Below are 26,138 nucleotides of genomic sequence, written 5' to 3' on the forward strand. Positions count from 1 at the left end.
GGCACGGAAACAGCCCAGCGCGGAGTCGCCTACTCGATCAGAGCCAACCACTCCTCTTCTGTAAGAACTTTCACGCCATGCTTCTCAGCTTCGGCCAGCTTTGAGCCGGCGCCGGGGCCGGCGATCACTAAATCGGTTTTGCCAGAAACAGAGCCGGATACCCGTGCGCCAAGTCGCTCCGCCGTCGCTTTGGCCTCACTTCGGGTCATTTTCTCAAGATTTCCTGTGAAGACAACGGTTTTCCCTGACAGCTCACCGCTCAACGAAGCAGGTTGATCATAGAAGACATCTAGCTGATCAAGGAGATCACTAAGAGCTTCACGATTATGCTTCTCCGAGATAAATTCGACCAAAGCGTCAGCGGCTACCTCGCCAACGTCCCTATCGCTTGCGAGGTCCTTGTAAGCTTGACTTGGTGCATCAACGACAGCTTCTGAAACTGCCTTGAACACGTTGTCTGAATTACCAAAGCGAGCCAGAAGGTTCTGCTTTTGCTTCTTGTTTAGCCCGACATTCGATAGCCAAGCTTCCCGAGAAAGGGCGGACCCTGCCGGTGCATCAGAACCAAGTGATTTAACCAGCGCGGCCCGAGTGACGTCTCCAATACCTTCAACAGCGGACAAAACATGCCATGCGCTTTTTGGACGGCCGAGAGCTGCAGCGTCGACCGCTGCGAGAAGCGCTTGCGGGCTCTGATAACGCCTAGCCAGCGCCTTCGCCGTCACCTCTCCGATGTGACGAATGCCCAAACCGAAAAGCAATCTTTCAAAAGAAACACGCCGGCTCTTGTCTATGGAGGCGAAAAGCTTGTCGACACCCTCAAACGAGCGGGCGTCTTCCGCGGAAACATTTTTTCGCTGCTTGCCTGTCCGTTCCTCCCGCTCCCGCTGAAGAAGCTCTCGATATTCCAAGATCACCCTCTTCACTTCATCGCCGTGCTGGTGGAGACGAAAAATATCCGCGGGAGTCTTCAGCAGTTCTGCGTTGAAAAAGAGCTCGATATACTGGTCTCCGAAGCCGTCGATATCGACCGCATTGCGTGACACGAAGTGACGAAGTCGTTCAATTTGCTGAGCGGAGCAGATGAGACCGCCCGTACAGCGCCAGACTGACTCTCCCTCTTCTCGCACCGCATGGCTGCCGCAGACCGGGCACTTCTTGGGAAACTCGTAAGCCACCGCATCGGCCGGCCGCTTCTCCATCACCACGTCGAGCACCTGCGGGATGACGTCCCCTGCCCGCTGCACGATCACCGTGTCGCCGATGCGGATGTCGTGCTCTTCCTCGCGGATGCGCTCGCCGGAATTGCCGATGCCCTTGATGTAGTCCTCGTTGTGGAGCGTCGCATTGGTGACCATCACGCCGCCGACAGTCACCGGCGCCAGCCGCGCGACCGGCGTCAGCGCGCCGGTGCGGCCGACCTGGATGTCGATCTTCTCCACCCGGGTGAAGGCCTGTTCGGCGGGGAACTTGTGCGCGGTCGCCCAGCGCGGCGAGCGCGAGCGGAAGCCGAGGCGCTGCTGCAGGTCGAGCCGGTCGACCTTGTAGACGACGCCATCGATCTCGTAGTCGAGATCCGGGCGCTTCAGGCCGATCTCGGTGTAATGGGCGATGATCTCCTCGACGGAGGAGAGGCGCTTCATCAGCGGGTTGACCGGGAAACCCCATTCCTCGAAGGCCTTCACCATGCCCATCTGCGTGTCGGCCGGCATTTCCGACATGTCCCCCCAGGCATAGGCGAAGAACTTCAGCTTGCGGCTCGCCGTCACCTTTGCATCGAGCTGGCGCAGCGAACCGGCCGCCGTGTTGCGCGGATTGACGTAGGTCTGCTTGCCCTCCGCCGCCATCTGCTCGTTGAGCGCCAGGAAGTCGCTCTTGCGCATGTAGACCTCGCCGCGCACTTCCACGACCGACGGCACGCCCTTGGGCAGCACGTTCGGAATGTCGTCGATCGTCAGGATGTTGGCGGTGACGTTTTCGCCCGTCGTGCCGTCGCCACGGGTGGCCGCGTTGACGAGCCTGCCGTTCTCGTAGCGGATCGACATGGAGAGGCCGTCGATCTTCGGTTCGGCGGTGAAGGCGATCGATCCGTCCGGAAGCGTGCCCAGGAAGCGGTAGACGGCGTTGATGAAGTCGCGCACGTCCTCGTCGGAAAAGGCGTTGTCGAGCGACAGCATCGGCCGCGAATGGGTGATCGGCGCGAAGGTCGCCAGCGGCGCGGCACCGACCCGCATCGACGGGCTGTCGGCACGCCGCAGCTCCGGAAAGCGCTGTTCGATCGCATCGTTGCGACGCTTCAGGGCGTCGTATTCGGCGTCCGACACTTCCGGGGCGTCGTGGCCGTGATAGAGCTCGTCGTGGCGGGCGATCTCGGAGGCGAGAAACGCCAGCTCGGCCGCGGCCTGCGCTTCGGTCAGGGTGTCAACGGGCGTCTGCTCGGCGGCCATGCGGGTCTCACTCCAGTGGTGTCGATGCGTTTTAGCCGAAATTTCAGGAATGCAAATCTCCAACTAGCGCTCCGCGCACGCTTGTCACGGTGATTTTCCGTCCGTAGTTTCCACCACGTCAAAACAGGATGCCGCCATCATGGTCGATACGTCGACACTTCGAACCTTCGAACCCTATCCGGGCGTCTTCGCCTATTACGACGGGCGCATTCCCGGCAAGCGGCTGCATTCGCAAAAGCCGAACTGGCTGGACGACGGCGCCTTTGAGCTCGGCGCCGCCTCCTATGCCATCGTCGATGGCGCAGAGGCGCTGGTCTACGACACGCACATCTCGCTCGCCCATGCGCAGTTCATACGCCGGCATCTCGAAGAGCGGGGCGTCGTCAAGATCACCGTCGTCCTCAGCCACTGGCATGCTGACCACGTCGCCGGCAACGGTGTCTTCGAGGATTGCGAGATCATCGCGCTGGAACTGACTGCACAGGCGCTGGAGAAGAACCGGCAGCGACTGGAAAGCCGCGACCCGCCGATCAAGCCGCTGATCATGCCGAACCGCCTGTTCACCACCGCACTCACCCTGCAGATCGGCAGCCGGACCGTCGAGCTGCACCACTTTGACATCCACAGCGCCGACGGCACCGTGGTCTGGCTTCCAGATGACGGACTGCTGCTCGCCGGCGATACGCTGGAGGATCCGATCAGCTATCTCGCCGAAGAGGACCGGCTTGCCATCCACATCCGCGAACTGGAGCGGATGCGGACCTGGCCGATCCGCCGCATCCTTCCCAACCATGGCTCTGCCGAACGCATTGCAGCCGGCGGCTATCCGGTGGAATTGGTCGACGCGAACAGGCGCTATCTGGAAAAGCTCACGGCCAAGCGGGAGCTTTCAACACCGGAGGCCATGTCGCTGAAGGATTTTATCGCCGAGGATCTGGCGGCAGGTGCCGTCGATTACTTCCAGCCCTATGAAGCCGTCCACCGTCGCAATGTCGTCGCCATCATGAGCCAGTCGGACGGCGACTAGCCGATTAGCCAGTCCCGGCCAGCAGCTTCTTGGCCGCGGCGCGGGCCTCTTCGGTGACCGAGGCGCCGGCGAGCATCCGGGCGATCTCTTCGGTGCGGTGCTCGGGCTCCATGGTCGCGACGCGGGTGGCGATCTTGTCCGAGCCCTCGCCCGCAGGCCCCTTGGAAATCAAGAGATGCGTGGCGGCACGCGCGGCCACCTGCGGCGCATGGGTCACCGACAGGACCTGCACCTTGTCGGAGAGCCGCTTCAGGCGCTGACCGATGGCATCGGCCACCGCGCCACCGACGCCGGTGTCGATCTCGTCGAAGACGAGCGTCGGTGCAGAGCCACGATCGGCCAGAGCCACCTTCAAGGCCAGCAGGAAGCGGGACAGCTCGCCACCCGAGGCGACCTTCATGATCGGGCCGGGACGCGTGCCGGGATTGGTCTGGACGTGGAATTCCACGATGTCGATGCCCTCGGCCGTCGCTGCGTCGGCGTCGCTCGTGACTTCCACCATGAACCGTGCCCGCTCCAGCTTCAGCGCCGGTAGCTCCGCCATCACCGCTTCGGCCAGGCCCTCGGCGCCCTGCTGGCGCTTCTGCGACAGCGTGAGCGCCGCCCGGTCGAAGTCCGCCCTGGTGGCAAGCGTCTGCTGTTCCAGGATCCCGAGCCTTTCCTCGCCGGCATCGAGATCGGCAAGATCGGCGACCATCTTTTCCGCCAGTGCCGGAAGATCGGCCACCGGAACGGAATACTTGCGGCCGGCAGCGCGCAGCGCAAACAGCCGCTCCTCGACACGCTCGAGCTCGCGCGGATCAAATTCGGTCTTGCGAAGGGCGGCTTCCACTTCCATCTGCGCATTGGACAGGCTGTCCAACGCCGCATCCAGAAGCTCGACCGTCTCCTCCAGGAGCCCGGGAGCTTCCTGCGACTTGCGCTCCAGACGGCGCACCATGGAGGCGATCGCCGGCACCGGCGAGCCATTGCCGTTCAGAAACTCAGACGCCTCGGAGATGTCACCGGCGATGCGCTCGGACTTCTGCATCCGCGAGCGCTGCTCCGCCAGTTCCTCCTCTTCGCCGTCGCGGGGGCTGAGCTTTTCCAGCTCGTCGACCGAGGCGCGGATATAATCTGCCTCGCGCGCGGCGGCTTCCACCTTGGCGCGATGCGTCTTGAAGGCGCGCTCGGCGTCCTTCCAGCTGCGATAGAGGCCGGCAACGACTTGGACCTCCTCCGTCAGGCCGGCGAAGGCGTCGAGCAACGTGCGGTGGGTATTGGTATCGGTCAGCGCGCGGTCGTCATGCTGGCCGTGGATCTCGACCAGCAACTGGCCGACCTGGCGCATCATCTGGACGCTGACGGGCTGGTCGTTGATGGAGGCGCGGGTGCGGCCGTCGGCGGACTGGATGCGGCGGAAGATCAGGTCGCCGTCATCATCGATGCTGTTGTCGCGCAGCATGAGACGGGCTGGATGCTGCCCGGCAACGTCGAACACCGCCGTCACCTGCCCCTTGTCCTCGCCGTGGCGCACGAGCCCGCCATCGCCGCGTCCACCGAGTGCCAGCGACAAGCTGTCGAGAAGAATGGACTTGCCTGCCCCCGTCTCGCCGGTCAGCACCGAGAGGCCAGCCTCGAAATCGAGGTCCAGCCGCTCGATCAGGACGATATCGCGGATCGAAAGCTGGACGAGCATGGGCTAGGCGCCGACGAGCTTGGCCCCGGCGCGGGAAATCCAGGAGCGAGGATTTTCGCGCGGCTCGATGCCACCCGTCTGCAGCAGCTTGTAGGAGTCCGCGTACCACTGGCTGTCGGGATAATTGCGACCGAGAACGGCGGCGGCCGTCTGCGCCTCTTCGACGATGCCCATGGCGTAATAGGTCTCGACGAGACGGGCGAGTGCTTCCTCCACCTGGTTGGTGTTGGAATACTGCTCGACGACGATGCGGAAGCGCTTGATGGCGCCCAGATATTCCTTGCGCTCCAGATAGTAGCGGCCGACCTGCATTTCCTTGCCGGCGAGCTGGTCGCGGGCAAAGCGGATCTTCGCCTGGGCGTCCTCGACATACTCCGAATCCGGATATTCGTTGACCACCCTCGACATGGCATCGATGGTCTGCGCTGCAGCCTTCTGGTCCTGCGTCACGTCGGCAATCTGCTTGGAGTAGGAGAGGCCGACGAGATACTGCACGTACGCGGTATCCTCGGAGTTGGGATACTGCTTCAGATACCGATTGCCGGTCGTGATGGCATCATCGTTGCGACCCAGCCGATATTTGCTGAAAGTGCTCATCACCAGCGCCTTGCGGCCCCATTCGGTGAAGGGGTACTGGCGGTCGATCGAATCAAACTTGCGCGAGGCCTCGCCGATATTGCCGGCCTTCATGTTGGCAAGCCCCTGGTTGTAGAGCAGCTCAGGCGGCTCGCTTTCGAAGCCCAGCTTGGTAATGTCGATGTCCTTGTCGGACTGGCAAGCCGTCACGGCAGCACCTGCGAAGGCCATCGCAAGCGAAACCAAGGCGATCCTCGCCGTTTTCTTCATCACATCAGACTGCGCATAAGCCATTCGACGGTTCCTGATCATCACGCGTACAAGTGCCACTGCTCTCACTGGCCTTCTGTAGCCTTACAAGCAGCTTCAGAGCAACGCAATGCGGGCGCATTAACGCAATTTTGTGGCACGTTGTTCTGTGCGGCATCCACCGGATGGCGGATTTTGCCGGTTTGCACTTGCCGTTCAAAGAAAAGGCCGCCCCCAAGGAGCGGCCAGTTGGACTGGAGGTCGAAATTCAGGCGAGCCAGGCTGAAACTTCCGGTGCCTTGACCGGCACGAATTCGCGCGCGCGCACCCGGTCGCTGCGCACCGGCGCCTCGACAATCTCATAAGCGGTCGGATCGCTGAGCAGCGCCTTCAGCGCATTGGCATTCATCTTGTGGCCGCCACGGTAGGACCGGTAGCAGCCGATGAACTGGGCACCGGCAAGGGCGAGATCGCCAACGGCGTCCAGGGTCTTGTGACGAACGAACTCGTCCTTGTAGCGCAGGCCCTCGACGTTCACGACAGTGTCGTCATCCGAGATCACCACCGAGTTTTCCAAGGACGACCCCAGCGCGTAGCCGGCAGCCCAGAGCCGCTCCACGTCACGCATGAAGCCAAAGGTGCGAGCCCGCGAAAGCTCTTCCTTGAAGGTCGCGGCAGTCAGGTCGCCCTTCCAGCTCTGGCGACCGATCAGCGGCGTGGTGAAATCGATCTCGACCTCGAAGCGGGTGCCATCATAGGGCCTGAACTCCGACCAGGAGGCGTCCGAATCGATCCGCACTGGCTTGACGACGCGAATGTAGCGGCGCTTGACGCCGAGATTGACGGTGCCAACCTGCTCGATCGCCTCGATGAAGTCGTAGGAGCTGCCGTCCATGATCGGCATTTCGGCCGCATCCACCTCGACGACGACGTTGTCGATGCCGAGCGCATACAGGGCTGCCATCACATGCTCGATGGTGGCAACCCAATTGGCCGGCGAGCTGCCGAGGATGGTGCAGAGATCGGTCGGACCGACCTGCGAGGAGACCGCCCGGTATTCGACGGACTTGCCATCGGCGAAGACACGGCTGAAAACAATGCCGGCACCCGCCTCGGAGGGCTGAAAGGTGATCGACACCGGAGTTCCCGAATGCACACCGATGCCCCGCATCGTCACGGGAGCTGCGATGGTTGTCTGAAATCCGAGGAGACCGATCGTCATTACTTCTGCCTTTAAAAATCCCTCCGCCCGAAGGCGGCGGGGCATTCCTGCGATTGCCACCCCACGCGGATGCCAATGCTTGTTCTGAGCCTTCTACATACGCAGCTCGCGAGGACATTCCAAATCACTGTTTCTTTCTGATTGTTACGTTGTTAACTATCAGAATTCGCTAATCTTTCAGTCCTTCCAGATGGCACGCAAAAGGCCCGGATCTGGCGAGCCGGGCCTTCGTTGTTCCAGGTATGGTTTGAATCAGTTGTGTTGGCGGCGCAGGAAGGCCGGAATTTCCAACTGATCGTCTTCCTGCTGTGCAGCCGACTGCGGCACGGCGCGGCCGTGATCGTCGAGCTGGCCGCGACGCGGAGCATAGAGGCTTGCCTCGGCCGAGAGCGGACGGCGCTGCTGCGAAGCGGCAGCAGGTGCCGGTGCCGTCATGTCGGCCGTGACCTGGTCTTCATCTTCGCGACGCCCGAGCGAATTGGTGATCCGCTTCAGGAGACCCATCGGGCCGCGCTCTTCCTGGACATGCTGAACCTGATGGGCGCGGTGGTCCATCTCGGCCTTCACGACCGGCGGAAAGTCTTCGACCTTGGGCATGCGGACCGGCTCGACTGCAGCCGACAGGGACGGAGCGGCAGGCTCGTGGTGGAACGGCTGCGCCATGCGCGGTGCAGGCTGGGCCATGACCGGAGCCGACTGCGCATGCATCTGCGGGGCGGCCGGGGCGCGAAGAACAGGAGTTTCGACTGGAGCAGAGCCGCTGAAGATCCGGCTCTGCGGACGGAATTCGGGCTCTGCCTGCTGGACAACCGGCTGCGGTGCGGCCGGCTGAAGAGCGGCCGGACGCGGTGCTTCCGCAATCGCCAGTTCCCGTTCCATATCGGCTTCTGCCTGGCGGATCGTTTCGGCAACCGGGTCGATGGCTCTCGGTGCCTGCATCACGGGGGCAGGCTGCACTGCGGCCGGAGCCGGAGCAACGGCCGCCGAAGGACGAATGATCGGACGTGCCGGAGCCGCGGCGGCATGGGCTTCATAGCCGCGCATGTCGCCCTGGTTGGCGCTGCGATCGATGCCCGTGGCAACGACCGAAACGCGGATCAGGCCTTCCAGTGCTTCGTCGAAGGTGGCGCCGAGGATGATGTTGGCATCCGGATCGACTTCCTCGCGGATGCGGGTCGCCGCTTCGTCGACTTCGAACAGCGTCAGGTCGCGACCGCCGGTGATGGAGATCAGCAGGCCCTGGGCACCCTTCATCGATGTTTCGTCGAGCAGCGGGTTGGCGATGGCGGCTTCCGCAGCCTGCATGGCGCGGCCCGGACCCGAAGCTTCGCCGGTGCCCATCATGGCGCGGCCCATCTCGCGCATCACCGAACGGACGTCGGCGAAGTCGAGGTTGATGAGGCCTTCCTTGACCATCAGGTCGGTGATGCAGGCAACACCCGAATAGAGCACCTGGTCGGCCATCGCGAAGGCGTCGGCAAAGGTGGTCTTGTCGTTGGCGATACGGAACAGGTTCTGGTTGGGGATGACGATCAGCGTATCGACCGACTTCTGCAGTTCCTGGATGCCCATCTCGGCAAGCCGCATGCGGCGGGCGCCTTCGAAGTGGAACGGCTTGGTGACGACGCCGACGGTCAGGATGCCCTTGTTGCGGGCAGCCTGTGCCACGACGGGAGCCGCACCGGTACCCGTGCCACCGCCCATGCCGGCAGTCACGAAGCACATGTGGGTGCCGTTCAGGTGGTCGACGATCTCGTCGAGGCACTCTTCAGCGGCCGCACGGCCAACTTCCGGCTGCGATCCGGCGCCGAGACCTTCCGTCACCTGGGCGCCCATCTGGATGATGCGCTCGGCCTTGGTCATCGTCAGTGCCTGGGCATCGGTATTGGCGACGACGAAGTCGACGCCTTCAAGTCCGGCCGAGATCATGTTGTTGACAGCGTTTCCGCCACCGCCACCGACGCCGAAGACGGTGATCCGAGGCTTCAGCTCGGTGATATCGGGCTTTTGCAGCTTGATGGTCATTGTACCCGTTCCTTCTCACTCTGGCCGCTTCGCCGCCGGCCGATTTATTGCAATTTCTTCAGACGCCGCCCTTGTGGGCGGTTGGTCAAAAACTTTCCTTCAGCCACTGGCCCATGCGGGACAGTCTGCCGTTGCCATTGCCGAGGGAGGCGATCAGGCCACCCTGCGACGCATGCGTTTCCATGTCCGCTACCTGCGGATAGATCATCAGCCCGACCGCAGTCGAGAAAGCTGGTCCCTTGGCCGCAACAGGAAGACCCGAGACGCCCATCGGGCGTCCGATCCGGACGTTGCGGGCGAGAATCCGCCGCGCCGTTTCCGGCAGGCCGGTCAGCTGGCTGGCGCCACCGGTAAGCACGATGCGCTTGCCGACGACCGGGCTGAAACCGGAAGCCTGGATGCGGTCGCGGATCAGTTCCAGCGTTTCCTCGATGCGGGCCCGCACGATGCGCGTCACCAGGGCACGCGGAACCTGGGTCGGCTGGTCGCGGTCGTCCTCGCCGATCGGCGGGATCGAGATCAGGTCGCGGTCGTCGCCGCCGTTCGACAGGGCCGAACCATGCACCACCTTGAGGCGCTCGGCATCGTCGATCCGGGTGGAGAGGCCGCGGGCCAGATCGGTCGTCACGTGATGACCGCCAAGGCCGATGGCATCGGTGTGGACCAGCTTGCCTTCGGCAAAGACCGAAATTGTCGTCGTGCCGCCGCCCATGTCGATGGCCGCGCATCCGAGTTCGACTTCGTCGTCGACGAGCGCCGACAGGCCGCTCGCGTACGGCGTGGCAACCATGCCCTCGACCGACAGATGCGCCCGGTTGACGCACAGTTCGAGGTTCCTCAGCGTCGCACGTTCCGAGGTGACCACATGCATGTCGACGCCCAGAACATCTCCGAACATGCCGAGCGGATCGCGGATGCCGCGCTCGCCGTCGAGCGAATAGCCGGTGGCGAGAGAATGCAGGATGGCGCGATCCTGACGCTGCGACTGCTGGCTTGCCGAAATCAGCACCTTGCGCAGGTCGTCGCCTTCGACTTCCTGGCCACCGAGATCGATGCTCGCCGTGTAGACGTCGCTCGCAAGGCGGCCGGAGGAGATATTGATGATGAGGCTGTCGACTGTAAGGCCGGCCATGCGCTCGGCGGCGTCCACCGCCAGCCGCACGACGCTTTCGGCCGCATCGAGGTCGGCAATCACGCCGGACTTCACGCCGCGCGACCGCTGGTGGCCGATGCCGATGACTTCGATGTTGTGGGTACGCCCCGGCAGCACCAGGCTCTCGGCGCGCGGCGTCAGTCGGCCGATCATGCAGACGACCTTGGTCGAACCGATGTCGAGAACGGAGACGACGTGGCTGCGCTTGGAGGACAGCGGCTTGATGCGCGGCAGGAAATGCGAGGAACCGAACAGGCTCATGACTGCGCCCCCGCCTTCTTGAGGGCCTTGGTGCGCTCTTCAAGGGCTTCGTTGCGACGCTCGAAGGCACCCTCGCTCAGCTGCACGGCGGTCCGGTCGTCGAGGCGAAGATCCACGGCCGCGACGTCGCGTCCCAGGATCCCCTGGTCAGCTTCCAGGCGCGACAGGACGGCCAGCGCCTTGTGGATGTTGCGCTCGGGAAGCTTCAGGACGACGCCATTGTCGAGATGCAGGTCCCAGCGACGTCCGGCGACGCGCACATAGGCGCGCACCCGGTTTTTCAGCTCCGGCCAGCCGGCGAGTTCCTGCTCGAATGCGGAGGCGGCCGTTTCGGCGTCGCGACCGACGAAGAGCGGCAGCGTGGCGAACTTGCTGTCGCGCAGCGGGGCGATGATCTTGCCGTCGCGCTCGATCAGCGACAGCTCCGTGCCGTGCTGCCAGATACCGAATGCCTGACGCTCCTTGAGCATGACTTCGATGGTCTTCGGATAGACCTTGCGGACCTCCGCGTATTCGACCCAGGGGAGCCCGGCGAGCTTCTTGCGGGCAGCCTCGATGTCGAGAGCAACGAGCGAGGTCGTGCCGTCGAGGCCGAGGAGTTGGAGAATATCGATCTCGGAGGTCTGGTCGTTGCCGGAGACGCGGACGTCCTCAATCGCAAAGCCTGCCGACGCCGTTACGGATTGCGCCACGACTTCCGTGTGTCCGCCGACGGACATGCCGTAGAGACCGACGACACCGAGGAAGACGAAGGTCGAGGCCGTGCCGACATGGCGCGGAATATGAATACGCCCACTGGCCAGACTGACGGTGAAGCGAACGATACGGCGAAGCGGCCGCGGCAGGACGCGACGATCTTCGGCATGGGACGCAGATCCCTCAAGGGCCGACCTGTCAGACATTTTGTCGCTCAACGCAAACACGATGCGTCCTCCACCATCCAACGAACAAGCTCACCGAACGAATAACCGGCATGAGCTGCCATTTCGGGCACCAGGGAGGTCGGGGTCATTCCGGGCTGAGTATTGACCTCAAGCCAGATGATCTCGCCGTTTTTGGAGAAGCGGTCGTCGTAGCGGAAATCGGATCGACTCACGCCGCGGCATCCCATCGCCTGATGCGCCTTAAGTGCGTAGGATTGAATGTTTTGGTAAACATCTGGTGAAATTTGCGCCGGAATGACGTGTTTCGATCCACCGTCGGAATACTTTGCATCATAGTCGTAGAAGGCGTTGCCGGTGGGCACCACCTCGGTCACACCAAGCGCGACATCACCCATCACGCCGCAGGTGAGCTCGCGACCGTGGACGTAGCGCTCCACCATGACCAGGTCGCCATAACGCCAGTCCGCCGAAGTGAGGATCTGCGGCGGATGCGACTGCCCTTCCCGGACGATCACGACGCCGAAGGAAGAACCTTCGCGCACGGGCTTGACCACGTAGGGCGGCTCGATGGGATGCTCGGAGGTAAAGTCGAAGCGGCTCATGATGCGCGCTTCGGCGACCGGAATGCCGGCAGCGGCAGCAACATGCTTGGCCTGCCCCTTGTCCATCGACAGCGCCGAAGCAAGCACGCCGGAATGCGTGTAGGGGATCTGGAGGTACTCAAGGATACCCTGAATGGTGCCGTCTTCGCCGAAGGGCCCATGCAGGGCGTTGAAGGCGACGTCTGGACGAAGTTCAGACAGAACGGATGCGACATTGCGATCCACGTCGACGCGCGTGACCCGATAACCCTCTGCCTCGAGAGCATCGGCACAGGGCCTTCCAGAGGCCAAGCTTACGGGCCGCTCGGAGGAGAATCCCCCCAATAAAACAGCCACATGCTTGTCACTCATCGACGACCTCCGGAAAAAGAACGCATCCATTCCACACTTCACTTGCGCCAGACTGACCAGATCAACCCGGATCACCTGATGCAGGACCCATATTGCCGGCATATGGTTAATGAATCGTTTACTTTCGTTAACCGAAACCCGAAGTCGTTGAAAAATCAGTCCTTCCCAGCCGAGAGCTTGTCCGGATTCAAGACAATAAAAAAGGCCGCCAACCCTTTGGGATGGCGGCCTTTTAAGGAATTGTTCTGGTTACTCCGACGCGACGCCCTGATAGGGCTTTACCTCACGGCCCGGCATGAAGATGCCGAGACGCTTGATCTCCCATTCGAGTCTGATTCCCGAATGCTCGAAGACCCGTTGGCGAACCATCTCCCCGAGATATTCGAGATCGTAGCCGCCGGCATGGCCGGTGTTGATCATGAAATTGCAGTGCAGCGAGGACATCTGGGCGCCGCCGCAGACCAGCCCGCGGCAGCCGGCCTCGTCGATGAGCTTCCAGGCCGAATGGCCTTCCGGGTTCTTGAAGGTCGATCCGCCGGTCTTTTCCTTGACCGGCTGCACCGTCTCGCGATGCTGGCGTACCGCATCCATCTCCTGGCGGATCTTCGCGCGATCTTCGGCGTATCCCTCAAGGATGCCATGGGTGAAGATCAGACCGGCGGGCGCACCGGAGTGGCGGTAGCTGTAGCCCATATCCGCCTTGCTCAGCACATGCCGGTTGCCGCTCCGGTCCACCGCATGCACCTCGACGACGCGATCCGCCGTCTCGGTGCCGTTGGCCCCGGCGTTCATGCGCAGAGCGCCGCCGATCGAGCCGGGAATCCCGTAGTAGAAGGCAAAGCCGCCGATGCCATTGTCCATCGCCATGGCCGCCACATGCTTGTCCGGGCAGATGGCACCGGCCTGGATCCGGTTCTCGCCGGCGAGATCTACCTGGCCGAACCCCTTGGCCGAGAGCCGCAGGACAACGCCCGGAATGCCGCCGTCGCGCACCAGGAGATTGGAGCCGACGCCGACCACCGTCAGCGGCACCTCCTGCGGCAGGATCTTGAGGAAAGTGACCAGATCATCGACATCATGCGGCTGGAACATCAGCTCGGCCAGACCGCCGGCCTGGAACCAGGTGACGCGGTCCATCGGCGCGTCCGGCGTCAACCGGCCCCGCACATCCTTGACGCCCTCCCCGAGCGACGCCAGCAGTTTTTCCCCATTCACCTGTTTCATCACGACTGTCCTGAAGCGCTTTCCAATTCCTCGGGCAAGACTGCTGCCCACTGGGTGATATTGCCAGCCCCCAGAAGAACCACGAAATCGCCGGGCTTCGCAATGCCGGAAATGATCGGCGCCAGTTCTGCAGGCCCGCTGATGTAGCGCGCGTCGCGATGGCCGCCGGCCCGGATCTGCGCCACGAGCGCCTCCGAGTTGACGCCCTCGATCGGCTCCTCGCCGGCGGCATAGACCGGGGCGAGCAGGATGCTGTCGGCATCGTTGAAGCAGGTGGCGAAATCGTTGAAGAGGCTCGAAAGCCGCGAATAGCGGTGCGGCTGATGGACGGCGATGATCCGACCGGAGCAGGATTCGCGCGCCGCCCGCAGCACGGCCTTGATCTCCACCGGATGGTGGCCATAGTCGTCGAAGATGGAGACGCCGTTCCAGGTGCCTGTCAGCGTGAAGCGCCGCTTGACGCCACCGAAGGCGGCCAGTCCCTTGCGGATATCGTCCTCGGAAATGCCCAGACGGTTTGCGACGGCAATCGCCGCCGTGGCGTTAGAGATGTTGTGGCGTCCCGGCATCGGCAGCGCCAGGTCCTTGAGCTGGAAGACGCGGCCGGTCCGGCGCCGCCGGATCTCGACGTCGAAGATTGCCTTCGTGCCTTCCATGCGGATGTTGGAGAAGCGCGCGTCGGCCTGCGGGTTCTCGCCGTAGGTCACGATCTTGCGGTCCTCGATGCGGCCGACCAGCGCCTGGACTTCCGGGTGATCGATGCAGAGCACGCCGAAGCCGTAGAACGGCACGTTCTCGACGAACTGGCGGAAGGCCGCGCGCACGGCGTCGAAGCTTCCGTAGTGGTCGAGGTGTTCCGGATCGATATTGGTGACGACGGCAACGTCGGCGGGAAGCTTCAGAAAGGTGCCGTCCGATTCGTCGGCCTCCACCACCATCCACTCGCCCTCGCCCATGCGGGCATTGGTGCCATAGGCGTTGATGATGCCGCCGTTGATGACGGTCGGATCCAGGCCGCCGGCATCGAGAAGGGTGGCAACCATCGAGGTCGTGGTCGTCTTGCCGTGCGTGCCGCCGATGGCGATGGCATTGCGGAAGCGCATCAGCTCGGCGAGCATTTCCGCGCGCCGCACGATCGGCAGGGATTTCTCCCGCGCCGCGACCAGCTCCGGATTGTCCTTCTTGATGGCAGTCGAAACAACGACCACCTCGGCCTCGCCGAGGTTATCGGCCTTGTGCCCCACGAAGACAGGGATGCCTTTCTCGCGCAGACGCTGGACGTTAGCGCCATCCGCCTGGTCTGATCCCTGCACCCGGTGGCCAAGGTTATGCAGAACCTCGGCGATACCACTCATGCCGATCCCGCCGATACCGATGAAATGAACGAGCCCGATGGCCTTCGGCATCTTCATGGATGCTCTCCTTTGAATTCCTGTACCGATTGATGCGCCGAGATAGCCACAACCAGGTCCGCGAGCAAGGCTGCCGCATTCGCACGGCCGGCCTGCTTTGCCGCCCTGGCCATCTGTTCCAGCCGCTCGGGCTCGGCCATGGCGGCCGTGATCAGCTCCGCCAGCCGTTCCGGCGAGAGTTCCGCCTGTGGCACCACGGCCGCGCCGCCCTTGGCCACCAGCGCCGCGGCATTCGCCGCCTGGTCGTGATCAAGCGCATAGGGATAGGGCACGAGAATGGCCGGTCGGCCGATCACGGCGATTTCAGACACTGTTGAAGCGCCTGAACGGCAGATGACGAGGTGGGCATCCGCCAGCCGCTCGGCCATGTCGGTAAAGAACGGCGACACCGCCGCCGGCGTGTCGAGCACCCGATAGGCTTCAGCCAAGGCCTCGGCATCGTCCGACCGCGCCTGCTGCGTCACGTTCAGTCGGGCGCGCTGCGCCGGATCGAGCAGGCCGACAGCGGCAGGAATGGCCTTGGAGAAGAACTGGGCTCCCTGGCTGCCGCCAAACACCAGGAGCCGGAACTCCTGCGCTGCCGCAGACGGCCGGTAGATCGTTTCCGCCGCTGCAAGGACGGCGGGACGGACAGGGTTGCCGGTGATCACGGTCTTGGCACCGTGAGTGCCGTTACCCTCCGGCAGGAATCCACCGGCGATTGCCTTGACCCGTGAGGCAAGCGCCCTGTTGGCGCGCCCCATCACGGCGTTCTGCTCGTGGATCAGCGAGGGCACACCCATCGAGGTTGCCGCCAGAAGCGGCGGCACGGTGGGATAGCCCCCGAAGCCGATAACGGCAGCAGGCTTCAACCGGCCGATGAGCCGGCGCGCGGCGCGCAGTCCGCTCCACATCTTCCAGGCGCTTTGCAGGAGTGCGATCGGGTTCTTGGAGCCAAAAGTCGCGGAGGCGACGACATGCACCTCCTCGGCCGGAAAGCTGCCGGCAAAGCGTTCGGCGCGGCTGTCCGTCACCAGATGCACGGAATAGCCGCGTGCCCTGAGCTCATGACCCAGCGCCTCGGCCGGAAACAGATGACCGCCGGTACCGCCGGCGGCCAGCAGAATGATGCCCTTGCTCATGGCGCTACTCCGCCGGTACGGCGGAAGCGACGCGGAACAGGCTCCGTTCCTGGGCCCGCTTCTCCGGCCGGTGGCGGGTGAGCGCCAGGATGAACCCGGCGGTGACGCAGACCGCAATCATAGACGAACCGCCGTAGGAGATCAGCGGCAGCGTCATGCCCTTGGCGGGCATAAGCTCGAGGTTGACGCCGACATTGATCATCGACTGGATGCCGAGCTGAAGAACCAGTCCGGCGACCGCAAACCGATTGAAGTCGTTGCGCTCCTTGAAGGAATGGCTGAGTCCGCGCAGGACGATGAAGGCAAAGATCGCCACCAGCAGCATGCAGAACAGGATGCCGAATTCCTCGGCGGCCACGGAAAAGATGAAGTCGGTGTGGCTGTCGGGGATGATCCGCTTGACGATGCCCTCGCCCGGCCCCTGGCCGAACCAGTCGCCGCGGATGATCGCATCGCGCGCCGTGTCCACCTGGAAGGTATCGCCCTCGCCGGTGAGAAACCGGTCAATACGACCGGCGACATGCGGCAGCATGTAGTAGGCGGTCAGGAAGCCGCCGGCACCCAGCATGCCGAGCACCATGATCCACAGCCAGGGCATGCCGGCCATGAAGAACATGCCGCCCCAGACGACGGAGGTCAGGATGGTCTGGCCAAGGTCCGGCTGCGCCACGAGAAGCGCAGCGACAATGCCGAACAGGATGATGGCGAACAGATTGCCGGGGATCTCCGGCTGACGGGCATGTTCGGCAAACAGCCAGGCGCAGACCACGACGAAGGCCGGCTTCATGAATTCTGACGGCTGCAGCGAAAAGCTGGCGATCGAGACCCAGCGACGCGAGCCCTTCACTTCGACCCCGAAGAAGAGCGCAATGACCATCAGCAGAAGAGAGATGCCGAGCAGGATGACTGCCGCCCGTCGAACCTGCCGCGGCGTCAGGAAGGACAGACCGAGCATCACCGCCAGCGACGGCACGATGAAGACCGCATGCCGCTTCACGAAGTGGAAGCTGTCGAGACCGAGGCGCTCTGCAACCGGTGGCGATGCGGCGAACGACAGCATGAAGCCAACGCCCATCAGCAGGATGAAGGCGGCCAGGAAAAAGCGGTCGATCGTCCAGAACCAATCCGCCAGCGGTCCACGGTCAGCGCGGCTTACCATCGTCAGTTCCCCTTCTTCGTCTCGACCAGCATGGTGATGCCATCGAGTGTAGCAACATGGCTCACGAAGGCGTCTCCGCGGACCTCGAAGTTCTTGTATTGATCAAAGCTTGCGCAGGCCGGAGACAGCAATACCGCCACCTCCTGCCCGTCCGCTGCCGCATCCGCGCTCGCATGAGCCACAGCCTGCTCCAGCGTGCCGGATATTTCATAGGCCACGGCGTCGCCCAGCGATGCGGCAAAGCCGGGTGCAGCCTCTCCGATCAAATAGGCTTTTATAATATGCGGAAAGAGTGGTGCGAGGCTTGCGATGCCACCCTCCTTCGGCAGACCGCCGGCAATCCAGTAGATGCGCGCGTAGCTGGATAGCGCAGGCGCTGCAGCTTCCGCATTGGTCGCCTTCGAATCATTGACAAAGACCACGCGCCCACGGCGGCCGACCGGCTGCATGCGATGCTTGAGGCCCGGGAAGGAGCGTAGTCCGGCACGGATCTCGTCAGCGCTGACGCCGACCGCCCGGCAGGCGGCAATGGCCGCGGCGGCGTTCTGCGCATTGTGGCTGCCCTTCAGGGCGCCGATGCCGTCGAGATCCACGAAGTCGGCGCTGGTGCCGCCATCGGTCTGGAAGATCCTGCTGCCTTCGGCGTAGATGCCGTCGGCGACGACGTTCCGCTTCGAGATGCGGCGCACCGGGACGCCGGCCCGTTCGATACGGTCGGCGATCATCGCCGAAAAGCTGTCGTCGACGCCGACGATCGCCGTGCGGCTGCCGGCCACCAGCCGTTCCTTGATCTCGGCGTAATGCTGCATCGTGCCGTGACGATCGAGATGGTCCGGGGTCAGGTTGAGCAGGATGCCAGCCGTCGGGTCGAGCGTCGGCGCGAGATCGATCTGGTAGGAGGAGCACTCGACGACGAAGTAGCGCTCCGCCTTCGGCGGCTCGAGCGTCAGGATGGCGGTGCCGATATTGCCGCCGAGCTGGGTATCGCGACCGCTGGCCCTGAGGATGTGGGCGATCAGCGCCGTCGTGGTGGATTTGCCGTTGGTACCGGTGATTGCAATGAACGGGCAATCGGGGGCATGCGCGCGACGCTCGCGCACGAAGAGCTCGATATCGCCGATGATTTCGACGCCGGCCGTGCGCGCCAGATCGGCGCTCCAGTGCGGCTTCGGATGCGTCAGCGGCACGCCGGGCGACAGCACCAGGGCCGCCTGCGCCGACCAGTCGAGCCCATGCAGATCGCCGGTCGGGATGCCCGCCTGCGTCGCCTTGGCGACACTGTCCGGGTTGTCGTCCCAGGCGGTCACATCCGCTCCGCCGGCCACCAGCGCCTGCGCGGTTGCAAGTCCCGAACCGCCAAGCCCGAAGAGGGCGACCTTCCTGCCTGCGAATGTGGTGACCGGGATCATCGGCTCACCGCAGCTTGAGGGTGGAGAGGCCGAGCAGCGCCAGGCCGACGGCAATGATCCAGAAGCGGATGACGACCTGGCTTTCCGTCCAGCCCAGTTTCTCGAAGTGATGATGGATCGGTGCCATCAGGAAGACCCGCCGCCCGGTCATCTTGAAGAATCCGACCTGGATGATCACCGACAGGGTCTCCATCACGAAGAGGCCGCCGATGATGATCATGACGATCTCGTGCTTGGTGGCCACGGCGACCGAGCCGATCAGGCCACCCAGGGCGAGCGATCCGGTATCGCCCATGAAGATGGCCGCCGGCGGCGCGTTGAACCAGAGAAAGCCCAGACCGGCGCCGATCACCGCGCCCAGAATCACCGCCAGCTCGCCGGTGCCGGGTACGAAATTGATCTGCAGGTAGTTGGCGAAGACGCCGTTGCCGACGAGATAGGCAATGACGCCGAAGGACGCGGCGGCGATCATCACCGGCACGATGGCAAGCCCGTCGAGGCCGTCCGTCAGATTGACCGCATTGCCCGCCCCGACGATCACGAAGGCGCCGAAGAAGACGAAGAAAATCCCGAGATCGAGGAAGAGATCCTTGAAGAACGGAAAAGCGACGGACGACCCGAGCGTCGGGTTGGAGGGTTGCCCGGTGGCGAGCGCAATGCGCATCATGAAGAAGACGGCGATGGCAGCGATCAGAAATTCGATGCCAAGCCGCGCCTTGCCGGAAAACCCCTTGTCGGTCTGCTTCGTGACCTTCAGGTAGTCGTCATAGAAGCCGATGGCGCCGAAGCCGAGCGTCACCAACAGCGTCGCCACTACATAGACGTTCGACAGATCGGCCCACAGCAGGGAACTGCCGACGATGCCGGCCAGTATCATCAGGCCGCCCATGGTCGGCGTGCCGGCCTTCTTGAAATGCGTCTGAGGTCCGTCGGCCCGAATAGGCTGTCCCCGGCCCTGCCTGACGCGCAGAGACGCAATAATGCGCGGCCCGAACAGGAAGACGATCAGTGCGGAAGTGAACAGAGCTGCGCCGGTGCGGAACGTGATGTACCGGAAGAGATTGAAGAATTGAAACGTGTCCGCCAGTTCCACAAGCCATATGAGCATCAATGGCCCTTTCTAGAAGCCGTATTACAGTTGGCGCTCCCTGTCGGAAACTGCCGGGTAATTGTCAATAAGGGCTGCGACGATCTTGCCGAAGCCGAGGCCGAGCGACGATTTCACCATCACCACGTCGCCGGGCTTTACCGCGCCAATGGCAAAGGAGACGAGCGATTCCGTATCGGGATGATATGCGACATGCACGCTGTCGGGCAGCGCGTCGCGCAGCGCTGCCATCTCCGGCCCGGCAAGCCAGACATGCTCGATCCCGGCTGCAAGAATGGGGCCCGCCAGTTCCTCATGCACCTTCGAGGAGAACTCGCCCATTTCCAGCATGTCGCCCAGAACGGCGATCCGCCGGCCCGAGACCTGCGGATCAGATGCGGCGAGCAGGGCGATTGCCGCCCGTACCGAAGCGGGGTTGGCATTGTAACTCTCGTCGATCAGCGTCAGGGTCCCCTCCCCGATCCCGAGCTGGTGTTGCTCGCCCCGCCCCTTGACCGGACGAAGATCCGCCAGTGCCGATATTGCCTTGCCGAGATCGGCATCCACCAGCAGGCAGGCGCCCAGCGCCGCCGTGGCATTCTCGGCGATGTGACGACCGGGCGAGCCGATATGCACTTCGACGGTTTCGCCGCTCAAGGTCGCCCAGATGGTCGAGCTGCGGCTGTCGCCCTCGTAATCGGCGAGCCGATAATCCGCCTTGGCATGCTGGCCGAAACTGTAGATCCGCTCGACCCCACACGCCTGGGCCTGCTTTTCCAGGTAGCCGAACTGCTTATTGTCGCGGTTGAGGACGGCCGCACCGCCCGGCTCGATCCCCTCGAAGATCTCCGCCTTGGCCGCGGCGATCTCCTCGATCCCCTTGAAGTGGCCGAGATGGGCTGCCGCAATCGTGGTGATGATCGCCACATGTGGTCGCGCCAGCTTCACCAGCGGGCGGATTTCGCCGGCATGGTTCATGCCGATCTCGAAGACGCCGAACTCCGTATCGGCCGGCATGCGGGCAAGCGTCAGCGGCACGCCCCAATGATTGTTGAAGGATGCGACGGCGGCATGCACCCGGCCGGACGGAGCCAGTACATGGCGCAGCATCTCCTTCGTGGTCGTCTTGCCGACCGATCCGGTGACGGCGACGATCTTCGCCCTGCTGCGCTGCCGCGCGGCAACCGCAAGACGGCCGAGCGCTGCCAGCACATCGTCGACGACGATCATCGGTATGGTGAGCCGGCCCATCGCCGGCAGCTTCGCCTCGCTGACGACGATCAACGACGCGCCGTTGGCGACCGCGATGCTGGCAAAGTCGTGGCCGTCGACGCGGTCACCTTTGATGGCGAAGAAGGCTTCGCCCGCAGCAATCGAGCGGCTGTCGATCGAGATGCCGGTGATACCCTCCGGCGGCGTCCCCACCGGGCGCCCCTCCATCACGGAAACCATCGTCTCGGTCGTCCAGAGCCAGTTCAAGATCCTACCTCCTCCAATGCCTTTCGGACTTCCGCATGATCGGAGAACGGCAAGACTTTGTCCCCGATCGTCTGTCCTTCTTCATGCCCCTTGCCGGCAACGATCAAAGTATCGCCCGAGCCGAGGATTCCAACCGCATGGCGGATGGCGGCGGCGCGATCACCGATTTCGACCGCGCCGGGCGCCGCCGCCATGATTTCCGAGCGAACCACCTCAGGAACTTCCGAGCGCGGATTGTCGTCGGTGACGATGACGACATCGGCAAGCCGGGTCGCCACTTCGCCCATGATCGGACGCTTGCCCTTGTCCCTGTCGCCACCGCACCCGAAGACGACGATGACCCGCCCCGTCGTGAAGGGGCGCACGGAGGTCAGGACATTCTCCAGGGCATCGGGCTTATGAGCGTAGTCGACATAGGCCAGCGCGCCGCCCTTGGTCTGCCCGACGAGTTCGAGCCGGCCGGGTGCTCCCTGCAGTTTCTCCAGTGCCACCATCGCCATGGCCGCCGGCGTTCCAGTCGCCATCGCGAGACCGGCGGCGACCAGGGCATTTGCTACCTGGAAATCGCCAGCGAGCGGAATGTCCACCTCGAAGATCGCACCATCGATATGGATTTCGGCCGTCTGCTTGTGACGGAAATGCTCAACCCGCTTGAGGCTGAGGTAGTCGCCGCGGCGGCCGACCGTCCTGACGTCGAGACCACTGGCACGGGCAACGCGTATGGCTTCCGCCGACCATTCGTCGTCCGCGAAGATGACCGCCGGCGCCCCCTTCGGCAGCAGCGTATCGAAGAGCCGCATCTTGGCCGCCATGTAGCTCTCGACGGTCGGATGGTAGTCCATGTGGTCGCGGCCGAGGTTGGTGAAGCCTGCCGCCGCAAGCCGCACGCCGTCGAGGCGAGACTGATCAAGGCCATGGCTGGAAGCTTCCACCGCCGCATGCGTGACGCCTTCCGCGGCAAGCTCGGCCAGCAGCGCATGCAGCGCCACGGGATCGGGCGTCGTCAGCGAGCCGTATTCGTTTCTGGATGGAGAGACGACGCCGGTCGTGCCGATCTGCGCGGCCGCCAGACCGGCATGTGCCCAGATCTGCCGAGTGAAGGAGGCGACGGACGTCTTGCCGGCCGTGCCCGTGACGGCCACCATGGTCGAAGGTTGTGCTCCGGAGAGCCGCGCGGCCGCAAGGGCGAGGAACCGGCGTGCGTTGCCGACAGCCAGAACCGGAATTTCGGCCCCGACCGGGGTTTCCGCCACGACCGCGACCGCGCCGCGTGCTACCGCGTCGGCGATATAAACCGCACCATCGGCCTTAGTGCCCGCCACGGCCACAAACAGCGCCCCCGGCTTCGCCTTGCGGCTGTCGGAGGTCAGCGCCGCAACGTCGAGGTCGCCGATCGGGCTGGCCAGGATGTCGTTGATCTCCGGGAAGTCGTTTCCCCCAAGCTCTCGCAGTTTCATCGGCGCACTTTCATTTCCGAGCGGATATCACATCCCACGAATCGTCCGCTCGATTAGTTATCGTTCAATAAGACACGAGCAGGGCAGACCCGTCATCGCCAAACTTCGGCTTCACACCGAGAATGGCGGCAGAGCGGCTGATGATGTCATGCGCCATCGGCGCCGCGGAGTTACCTGCAAGCGCTGCACCATTACCCTTGTCGGTCTTCGGCTCGTCGATGAAGGTCAGAACGACATACTGAGGGTCATCAATCGGGAAAGCTGCGAGGAAGGCGTTGAAGTTCTTGTCGTTGACGTAGCGACCGTTGACGACTTTGTCGGCCGTGCCGGTCTTGCCGCCGACATTGAAGCCTTCGACGCGGGCGTTCTTCCCCGAGCCCTTCACGCCGTTCCAGTGAAACAGGTAGCGCATGGAATCACTGGTTGTCTCCTGCAGCACCTGCTGCGCAACAAGATCCGCCTCGTCGCGTGTCCGCGGCAGGAAGGTCGGCTCGATCAGCTTGCCGCCGTTGATGAGCGCCGCGCCGGCGACCGCCGTTTGCAACGGTGTCGTGGCGACGCCGTGACCAAAGGAGATGGTGATCGAATTGATCTTCTTCCATTCGCGCGGCTGGCTAGGCTGGGCGACCTCCGGCAGTTCCGTTTTCATCTTGGAGAGCAGGCCGAGTTTGGTGAGGAAATTTTTGTGACCCTCGATCCCGACGACATCGGCCATTTTTGCCGTGGCGATGTTGGAGGAATATTGGAATACCTCCGGAACCGTCAGCATGCGGCCCTTGCCGTGAAAATCCTTGATGGTGAAGCCGCCGATGCGGATCGGATAGCGCGCATCAAAGCTGTCGTTCATATTGACCTTGCCGGAATCGAGCGCCATCGCGATGGTGAACGACTTGAAGGTCGAGCCCATCTCGAAGGTGCCGTTCGACATCCGGTTGAGCCAGCCTTCCTCGGCACCGGCCGCCGGATTGTTCGGATCATAGTCCGGTGCAGAGGCCATGCCGAGGATCTCACCCGTATGGACGTCGAGCACGACGGCACCGGCGCCGATCGCCTTGAACTTGTCCATGGCGGAATAGAGGACCTCACGGACGATCGACTGGACCCGGAGATCAATCGACAGGCGCACGGGTTCGAGCGGCTGGTCGGAGGTCATGCCGACGGCGGCGAGATCGGCCAGACCCTGCCCGTCGACGTAGCGCTCCATGCCGGCGACACCGCGGTTGTCGATGTTCACATGGCCGACGATGTGCGCGGCCGTCGCACCGCCCGGATAGAAGCGGCGCTTCTCGGGCCGGAAGCCGATGCCGGGAATGCCGAGCGCCAGAATCTGGCTCTGCTGCTTGGGTGTCAGTTGGCGGCGCAGCCACTGGAAATGCGATTTCGATGCCAGGCGACCGTAGACACTCTTGGCGTCGATATCAGGAAGCACTGTTGCAAGCTTCTCGATCACCTCGTTGGCGTCGACGATCTTGTGCGGCTCCGCATAGAGCGACACGGTACGGATGTCTGTCGCAAGGACTTCTCCATTGCGATCGAGGAGATCCGGGCGGGATGCCAGAAGCCGGTCCGCCGGCATGATGCTGGAGGTGATCTCCGGCTGCGCCATCCCGTACTGGACAAGCCGTCCGCCGATGACGCAGTAGACCGCGGCAAAACCGACCATCAGCAGCCCGACGCGATTACGCGCCTGCGCCGTCTTGCGCTTGCCGGCGCCTTCGAACAGTTCGCTGCGGACACCCCGACTGCCACGCGTGCCGGCGGAAAGGTGAGCCCGGCTTTTCAACACCATGATGCGCGAAAGGAAGGACATTAGCGATTCACCGATCCGGTTGAGATGACATCGACAGGATAGCCGCCGCGCGGGAGCGGCACCGGGATATCGGAGACAGGCGCCGCATTGCGCGCTTCGTCGACACCCTTGATGGCTGCGGCCACATCCCCGCCGGCACTGGCAATGAGGTCTTCGATCGTGGTTTCAGGCATCGGCAATTGCGAACGCGGCATTGGCAGTTCCATCGGCATGGCAAGCTGCGTCGGCGCCGTCGGCACGAGCTGCAGTTCCGACTGGTAGACAGCGATCAGCCGGTCAAGCCGGTTGGGCTGCGTCAGCAGCGCCCAGTCCGCCTTCAGAAGGTCGATCGTGTCGCGCTCCAGCCGGATCTCGGTCTCCAGCCGGCGCACCTCCTGCAGCTTGTCGTCGGCTTGGTGCTTGATGGTGTAGGTCACCACCGCGGCCGCGGTCATGACACCGATGAGCACGAGATCGAAGCTTCTGAGCATGTTCAGGCTCCCAGCTTGGCAAGAGTGGCGAGATCGGGAAGATCGAAGATCGAAAGGTCGTCCGGACGCGAAGCGGCATCGGTGCGCAGCCCCGCCCGCAGCTTTGCCGAACGCGCCCGCGGATTAAGCTCGGCTTCCGCTTCCGTGGCGGCCACCATGCCCTTGCCGAGCGGTTCGAAGATTGCCGGCTTCACTTCGACCATCGGCATGTGCCGTGAGCCGGAGGCCTTGCCGGAGCGGTCCGCGAAGTATTTCTTGACGATCCGGTCTTCCAGCGAATGGAACGTCACGACCAGCAGGCGTCCGCCGGGCTTCAGCGCCCGCTCCGCCGCAAACAGCGCCTGCGCCAGTTCGCCGAGCTCGTCGTTGACGAAGATTCGCAGTGCCTGGAACACCCGCGTCGCCGGATGGATCTTGTCCTTGGCCTTGCGTGGGTTGACGCTCTCGATGAGGTTGGCGAGATCGCGCGTGGTGGCGAAGGGTTCAGTGAGCCTGCGCTTCTCGATTGCTCTTGCGATTCGTCCAGGATGTTTTTCCTCGCCGAGGAAGCCGAAGATCCGGATGAGATCGCCGACCTTAGCTCGATTGACGACATCCGCCGCCGAGACGCCGTCTCCGGACATGCGCATATCGAGCGGGCCGTTGCGCTGGAACGAGAACCCCCGCTCCGCCTCGTCGATCTGCATGGAGGAAACGCCGATATCGAGGACCACGGCATCGAGGCGTTCGGCTGGCGCATGATCGTCGAGACGGGAAAACTGGGTCTGAATGAGGGTAAGTCGGCCTGCACTGGCCTCGACCATCGCCTGACCTCCGGCAATCGCCGTCGGATCACGGTCGAGCGCGATCACCGAGGCCCCGGCATCAAGAATCGCTGCCGTGTATCCACCGGCGCCGAATGTGCCATCCAGCACGATCTGCCCCGGCTTCGCGTCGAGTGCCGCCAGCACCTCCGACAGTAGAACCGGAATGTGGCGAACCGGTCCGCCTTCGGCCTCGGGATATCCGCTGCCTAGATTCGCCGCCATTACAATC

The 26,138-nt window shown here is 63.5% G+C and carries 20 protein-coding genes; 1 reads left to right on the forward strand and 19 read right to left on the reverse strand.

The features are described 5' to 3' along the window. Window positions 1–29: 29 nt before the first annotated feature. Window positions 30–2,447, reverse strand: coding sequence for an NAD-dependent DNA ligase LigA (ligA, locus tag M1E10_RS18735; RefSeq protein ID WP_499174302.1), 2,418 nt, complete (start codon window positions 2,445–2,447; stop codon window positions 30–32). Window positions 2,448–2,586: 139 nt separating this feature from the next. Here ligA and M1E10_RS18740 point away from each other — a divergent pair, with 139 nt between their 5' ends. Further along, entirely contained in the window at window positions 2,587–3,474 is an 888-nt protein-coding gene (locus M1E10_RS18740) for an MBL fold metallo-hydrolase (RefSeq protein ID WP_499174303.1), read from the forward strand. A 4-nt stretch (window positions 3,475–3,478) separates the two neighbouring features. Here M1E10_RS18740 and recN read toward each other — a convergent pair whose 3' ends face one another. From recN to rsmH, 18 genes are all read right to left on the reverse strand, one after another. Further along, window positions 3,479–5,152: a DNA repair protein RecN gene (gene recN, locus M1E10_RS18745; protein WP_499174304.1), complete on the reverse strand. Its 1,674-nt coding sequence runs from the start codon at window positions 5,150–5,152 to the stop codon at window positions 3,479–3,481. Window positions 5,153–5,155: 3 nt separating this feature from the next. Continuing rightward, window positions 5,156–6,022 (reverse strand): outer membrane protein assembly factor BamD, encoded by an 867-nt coding sequence (locus M1E10_RS18750; protein ID WP_499174305.1) that lies wholly within the window; start codon window positions 6,020–6,022, stop codon window positions 5,156–5,158. Window positions 6,023–6,245: 223 nt separating this feature from the next. Continuing rightward, complete coding sequence (gene lpxC / locus M1E10_RS18755; protein ID WP_499174306.1) at window positions 6,246–7,199, reverse strand: UDP-3-O-acyl-N-acetylglucosamine deacetylase; 954 nt, start codon at window positions 7,197–7,199, stop codon at window positions 6,246–6,248. Between the two features lie 252 nt (window positions 7,200–7,451). Beyond that, window positions 7,452–9,224, reverse strand: a complete 1,773-nt coding sequence (gene ftsZ, locus M1E10_RS18760) for a cell division protein FtsZ (RefSeq protein WP_499174307.1) — start codon at window positions 9,222–9,224, stop codon at window positions 7,452–7,454. Window positions 9,225–9,309: 85 nt separating this feature from the next. Next, a complete protein-coding gene (ftsA, locus tag M1E10_RS18765) occupies window positions 9,310–10,638 on the reverse strand; it encodes a cell division protein FtsA (protein WP_029618844.1) in 1,329 nt (442 codons plus the stop codon). Next, window positions 10,635–11,561, reverse strand: a complete 927-nt coding sequence (locus tag M1E10_RS18770; protein WP_499174308.1) for a cell division protein FtsQ/DivIB — start codon at window positions 11,559–11,561, stop codon at window positions 10,635–10,637. Before M1E10_RS18770 ends, ftsA begins: the two co-directional genes overlap by 4 nt. Next, complete coding sequence (locus tag M1E10_RS18775) at window positions 11,549–12,475, reverse strand: D-alanine--D-alanine ligase (protein ID WP_499174309.1); 927 nt, start codon at window positions 12,473–12,475, stop codon at window positions 11,549–11,551. The genes M1E10_RS18770 and M1E10_RS18775 overlap by 13 nt, the downstream gene beginning before the upstream one ends. Before the next feature lie 249 nt (window positions 12,476–12,724). Next, entirely contained in the window at window positions 12,725–13,699 is a 975-nt protein-coding gene (gene murB, locus M1E10_RS18780; protein WP_499174310.1) for a UDP-N-acetylmuramate dehydrogenase, read from the reverse strand. Continuing rightward, on the reverse strand, window positions 13,699–15,111 hold the full coding sequence (murC, locus tag M1E10_RS18785) for a UDP-N-acetylmuramate--L-alanine ligase (protein ID WP_499174311.1): 1,413 nt from the start codon (window positions 15,109–15,111) through the stop codon (window positions 13,699–13,701). The genes murB and murC overlap by 1 nt, the downstream gene beginning before the upstream one ends. Then, the gene (murG, locus tag M1E10_RS18790; protein WP_499174312.1) at window positions 15,108–16,232 is read right to left on the reverse strand and encodes a UDP-N-acetylglucosamine--N-acetylmuramyl-(pentapeptide) pyrophosphoryl-undecaprenol N-acetylglucosamine transferase; all 1,125 of its coding nucleotides are present in this window, start codon (window positions 16,230–16,232) and stop codon (window positions 15,108–15,110) included. The genes murC and murG overlap by 4 nt, the downstream gene beginning before the upstream one ends. Window positions 16,233–16,236: 4 nt before the next feature. Next, window positions 16,237–17,391, reverse strand: coding sequence for an FtsW/RodA/SpoVE family cell cycle protein (gene ftsW / locus M1E10_RS18795; protein ID WP_499174313.1), 1,155 nt, complete (start codon window positions 17,389–17,391; stop codon window positions 16,237–16,239). A 2-nt stretch (window positions 17,392–17,393) separates the two neighbouring features. Next, the gene (murD, locus tag M1E10_RS18800) at window positions 17,394–18,800 is read right to left on the reverse strand and encodes a Mur ligase family protein (RefSeq protein WP_499174314.1); all 1,407 of its coding nucleotides are present in this window, start codon (window positions 18,798–18,800) and stop codon (window positions 17,394–17,396) included. A 4-nt stretch (window positions 18,801–18,804) separates the two neighbouring features. After that, window positions 18,805–19,908, reverse strand: coding sequence for a phospho-N-acetylmuramoyl-pentapeptide-transferase (gene mraY, locus M1E10_RS18805; protein WP_499174315.1), 1,104 nt, complete (start codon window positions 19,906–19,908; stop codon window positions 18,805–18,807). A 24-nt stretch (window positions 19,909–19,932) separates the two neighbouring features. Next, the gene (locus M1E10_RS18810; RefSeq protein ID WP_499174316.1) at window positions 19,933–21,366 is read right to left on the reverse strand and encodes a UDP-N-acetylmuramoyl-tripeptide--D-alanyl-D-alanine ligase; all 1,434 of its coding nucleotides are present in this window, start codon (window positions 21,364–21,366) and stop codon (window positions 19,933–19,935) included. Then, a complete protein-coding gene (locus tag M1E10_RS18815) occupies window positions 21,363–22,823 on the reverse strand; it encodes a UDP-N-acetylmuramoyl-L-alanyl-D-glutamate--2,6-diaminopimelate ligase (protein WP_499174317.1) in 1,461 nt (486 codons plus the stop codon). Before M1E10_RS18815 ends, M1E10_RS18810 begins: the two co-directional genes overlap by 4 nt. Window positions 22,824–22,887: 64 nt before the next feature. Continuing rightward, entirely contained in the window at window positions 22,888–24,633 is a 1,746-nt protein-coding gene (locus M1E10_RS18820) for a peptidoglycan D,D-transpeptidase FtsI family protein (RefSeq protein ID WP_499174318.1), read from the reverse strand. Then, complete coding sequence (gene ftsL / locus M1E10_RS18825) at window positions 24,633–25,103, reverse strand: Cell division protein FtsL (RefSeq protein ID WP_499174319.1); 471 nt, start codon at window positions 25,101–25,103, stop codon at window positions 24,633–24,635. The genes M1E10_RS18820 and ftsL overlap by 1 nt, the downstream gene beginning before the upstream one ends. A 2-nt stretch (window positions 25,104–25,105) precedes the next feature. Then, a complete protein-coding gene (gene rsmH / locus M1E10_RS18830) occupies window positions 25,106–26,131 on the reverse strand; it encodes a 16S rRNA (cytosine(1402)-N(4))-methyltransferase (protein ID WP_499174320.1) in 1,026 nt (341 codons plus the stop codon). Window positions 26,132–26,138 lie beyond the last annotated feature (7 nt).

The organism is Rhizobium sp. PK7-22 (assembly GCF_056530405.1).

Coding starts and splice junctions, on each gene's coding strand:
- M1E10_RS18740 (WP_499174303.1), top strand. CDS start 2,587: ATGGTCGATACGTCGACACTTCGAACCTTCGAACCCTATCCGGGCGTC.
- murD (WP_499174314.1), bottom strand. CDS start 18,800: ATGATCCCGGTCACCACATTCGCAGGCAGGAAGGTCGCCCTCTTCGGG.
- ftsL (WP_499174319.1), bottom strand. CDS start 25,103: ATGCTCAGAAGCTTCGATCTCGTGCTCATCGGTGTCATGACCGCGGCC.
- ftsZ (WP_499174307.1), bottom strand. CDS start 9,224: ATGACCATCAAGCTGCAAAAGCCCGATATCACCGAGCTGAAGCCTCGG.
- M1E10_RS18820 (WP_499174318.1), bottom strand. CDS start 24,633: ATGTCCTTCCTTTCGCGCATCATGGTGTTGAAAAGCCGGGCTCACCTT.
- mraY (WP_499174315.1), bottom strand. CDS start 19,908: ATGCTCATATGGCTTGTGGAACTGGCGGACACGTTTCAATTCTTCAAT.
- lpxC (WP_499174306.1), bottom strand. CDS start 7,199: ATGACGATCGGTCTCCTCGGATTTCAGACAACCATCGCAGCTCCCGTG.
- murC (WP_499174311.1), bottom strand. CDS start 15,111: ATGAAGATGCCGAAGGCCATCGGGCTCGTTCATTTCATCGGTATCGGC.
- ligA (WP_499174302.1), bottom strand. CDS start 2,447: ATGGCCGCCGAGCAGACGCCCGTTGACACCCTGACCGAAGCGCAGGCC.
- murG (WP_499174312.1), bottom strand. CDS start 16,232: ATGAGCAAGGGCATCATTCTGCTGGCCGCCGGCGGTACCGGCGGTCAT.
- recN (WP_499174304.1), bottom strand. CDS start 5,152: ATGCTCGTCCAGCTTTCGATCCGCGATATCGTCCTGATCGAGCGGCTG.
- ftsW (WP_499174313.1), bottom strand. CDS start 17,391: ATGGTAAGCCGCGCTGACCGTGGACCGCTGGCGGATTGGTTCTGGACG.
- M1E10_RS18815 (WP_499174317.1), bottom strand. CDS start 22,823: ATGAAACTGCGAGAGCTTGGGGGAAACGACTTCCCGGAGATCAACGAC.
- M1E10_RS18750 (WP_499174305.1), bottom strand. CDS start 6,022: ATGGCTTATGCGCAGTCTGATGTGATGAAGAAAACGGCGAGGATCGCC.
- M1E10_RS18775 (WP_499174309.1), bottom strand. CDS start 12,475: ATGAGTGACAAGCATGTGGCTGTTTTATTGGGGGGATTCTCCTCCGAG.
- ftsA (WP_029618844.1), bottom strand. CDS start 10,638: ATGAGCCTGTTCGGTTCCTCGCATTTCCTGCCGCGCATCAAGCCGCTG.
- murB (WP_499174310.1), bottom strand. CDS start 13,699: ATGAAACAGGTGAATGGGGAAAAACTGCTGGCGTCGCTCGGGGAGGGC.
- rsmH (WP_499174320.1), bottom strand. CDS start 26,131: ATGGCGGCGAATCTAGGCAGCGGATATCCCGAGGCCGAAGGCGGACCG.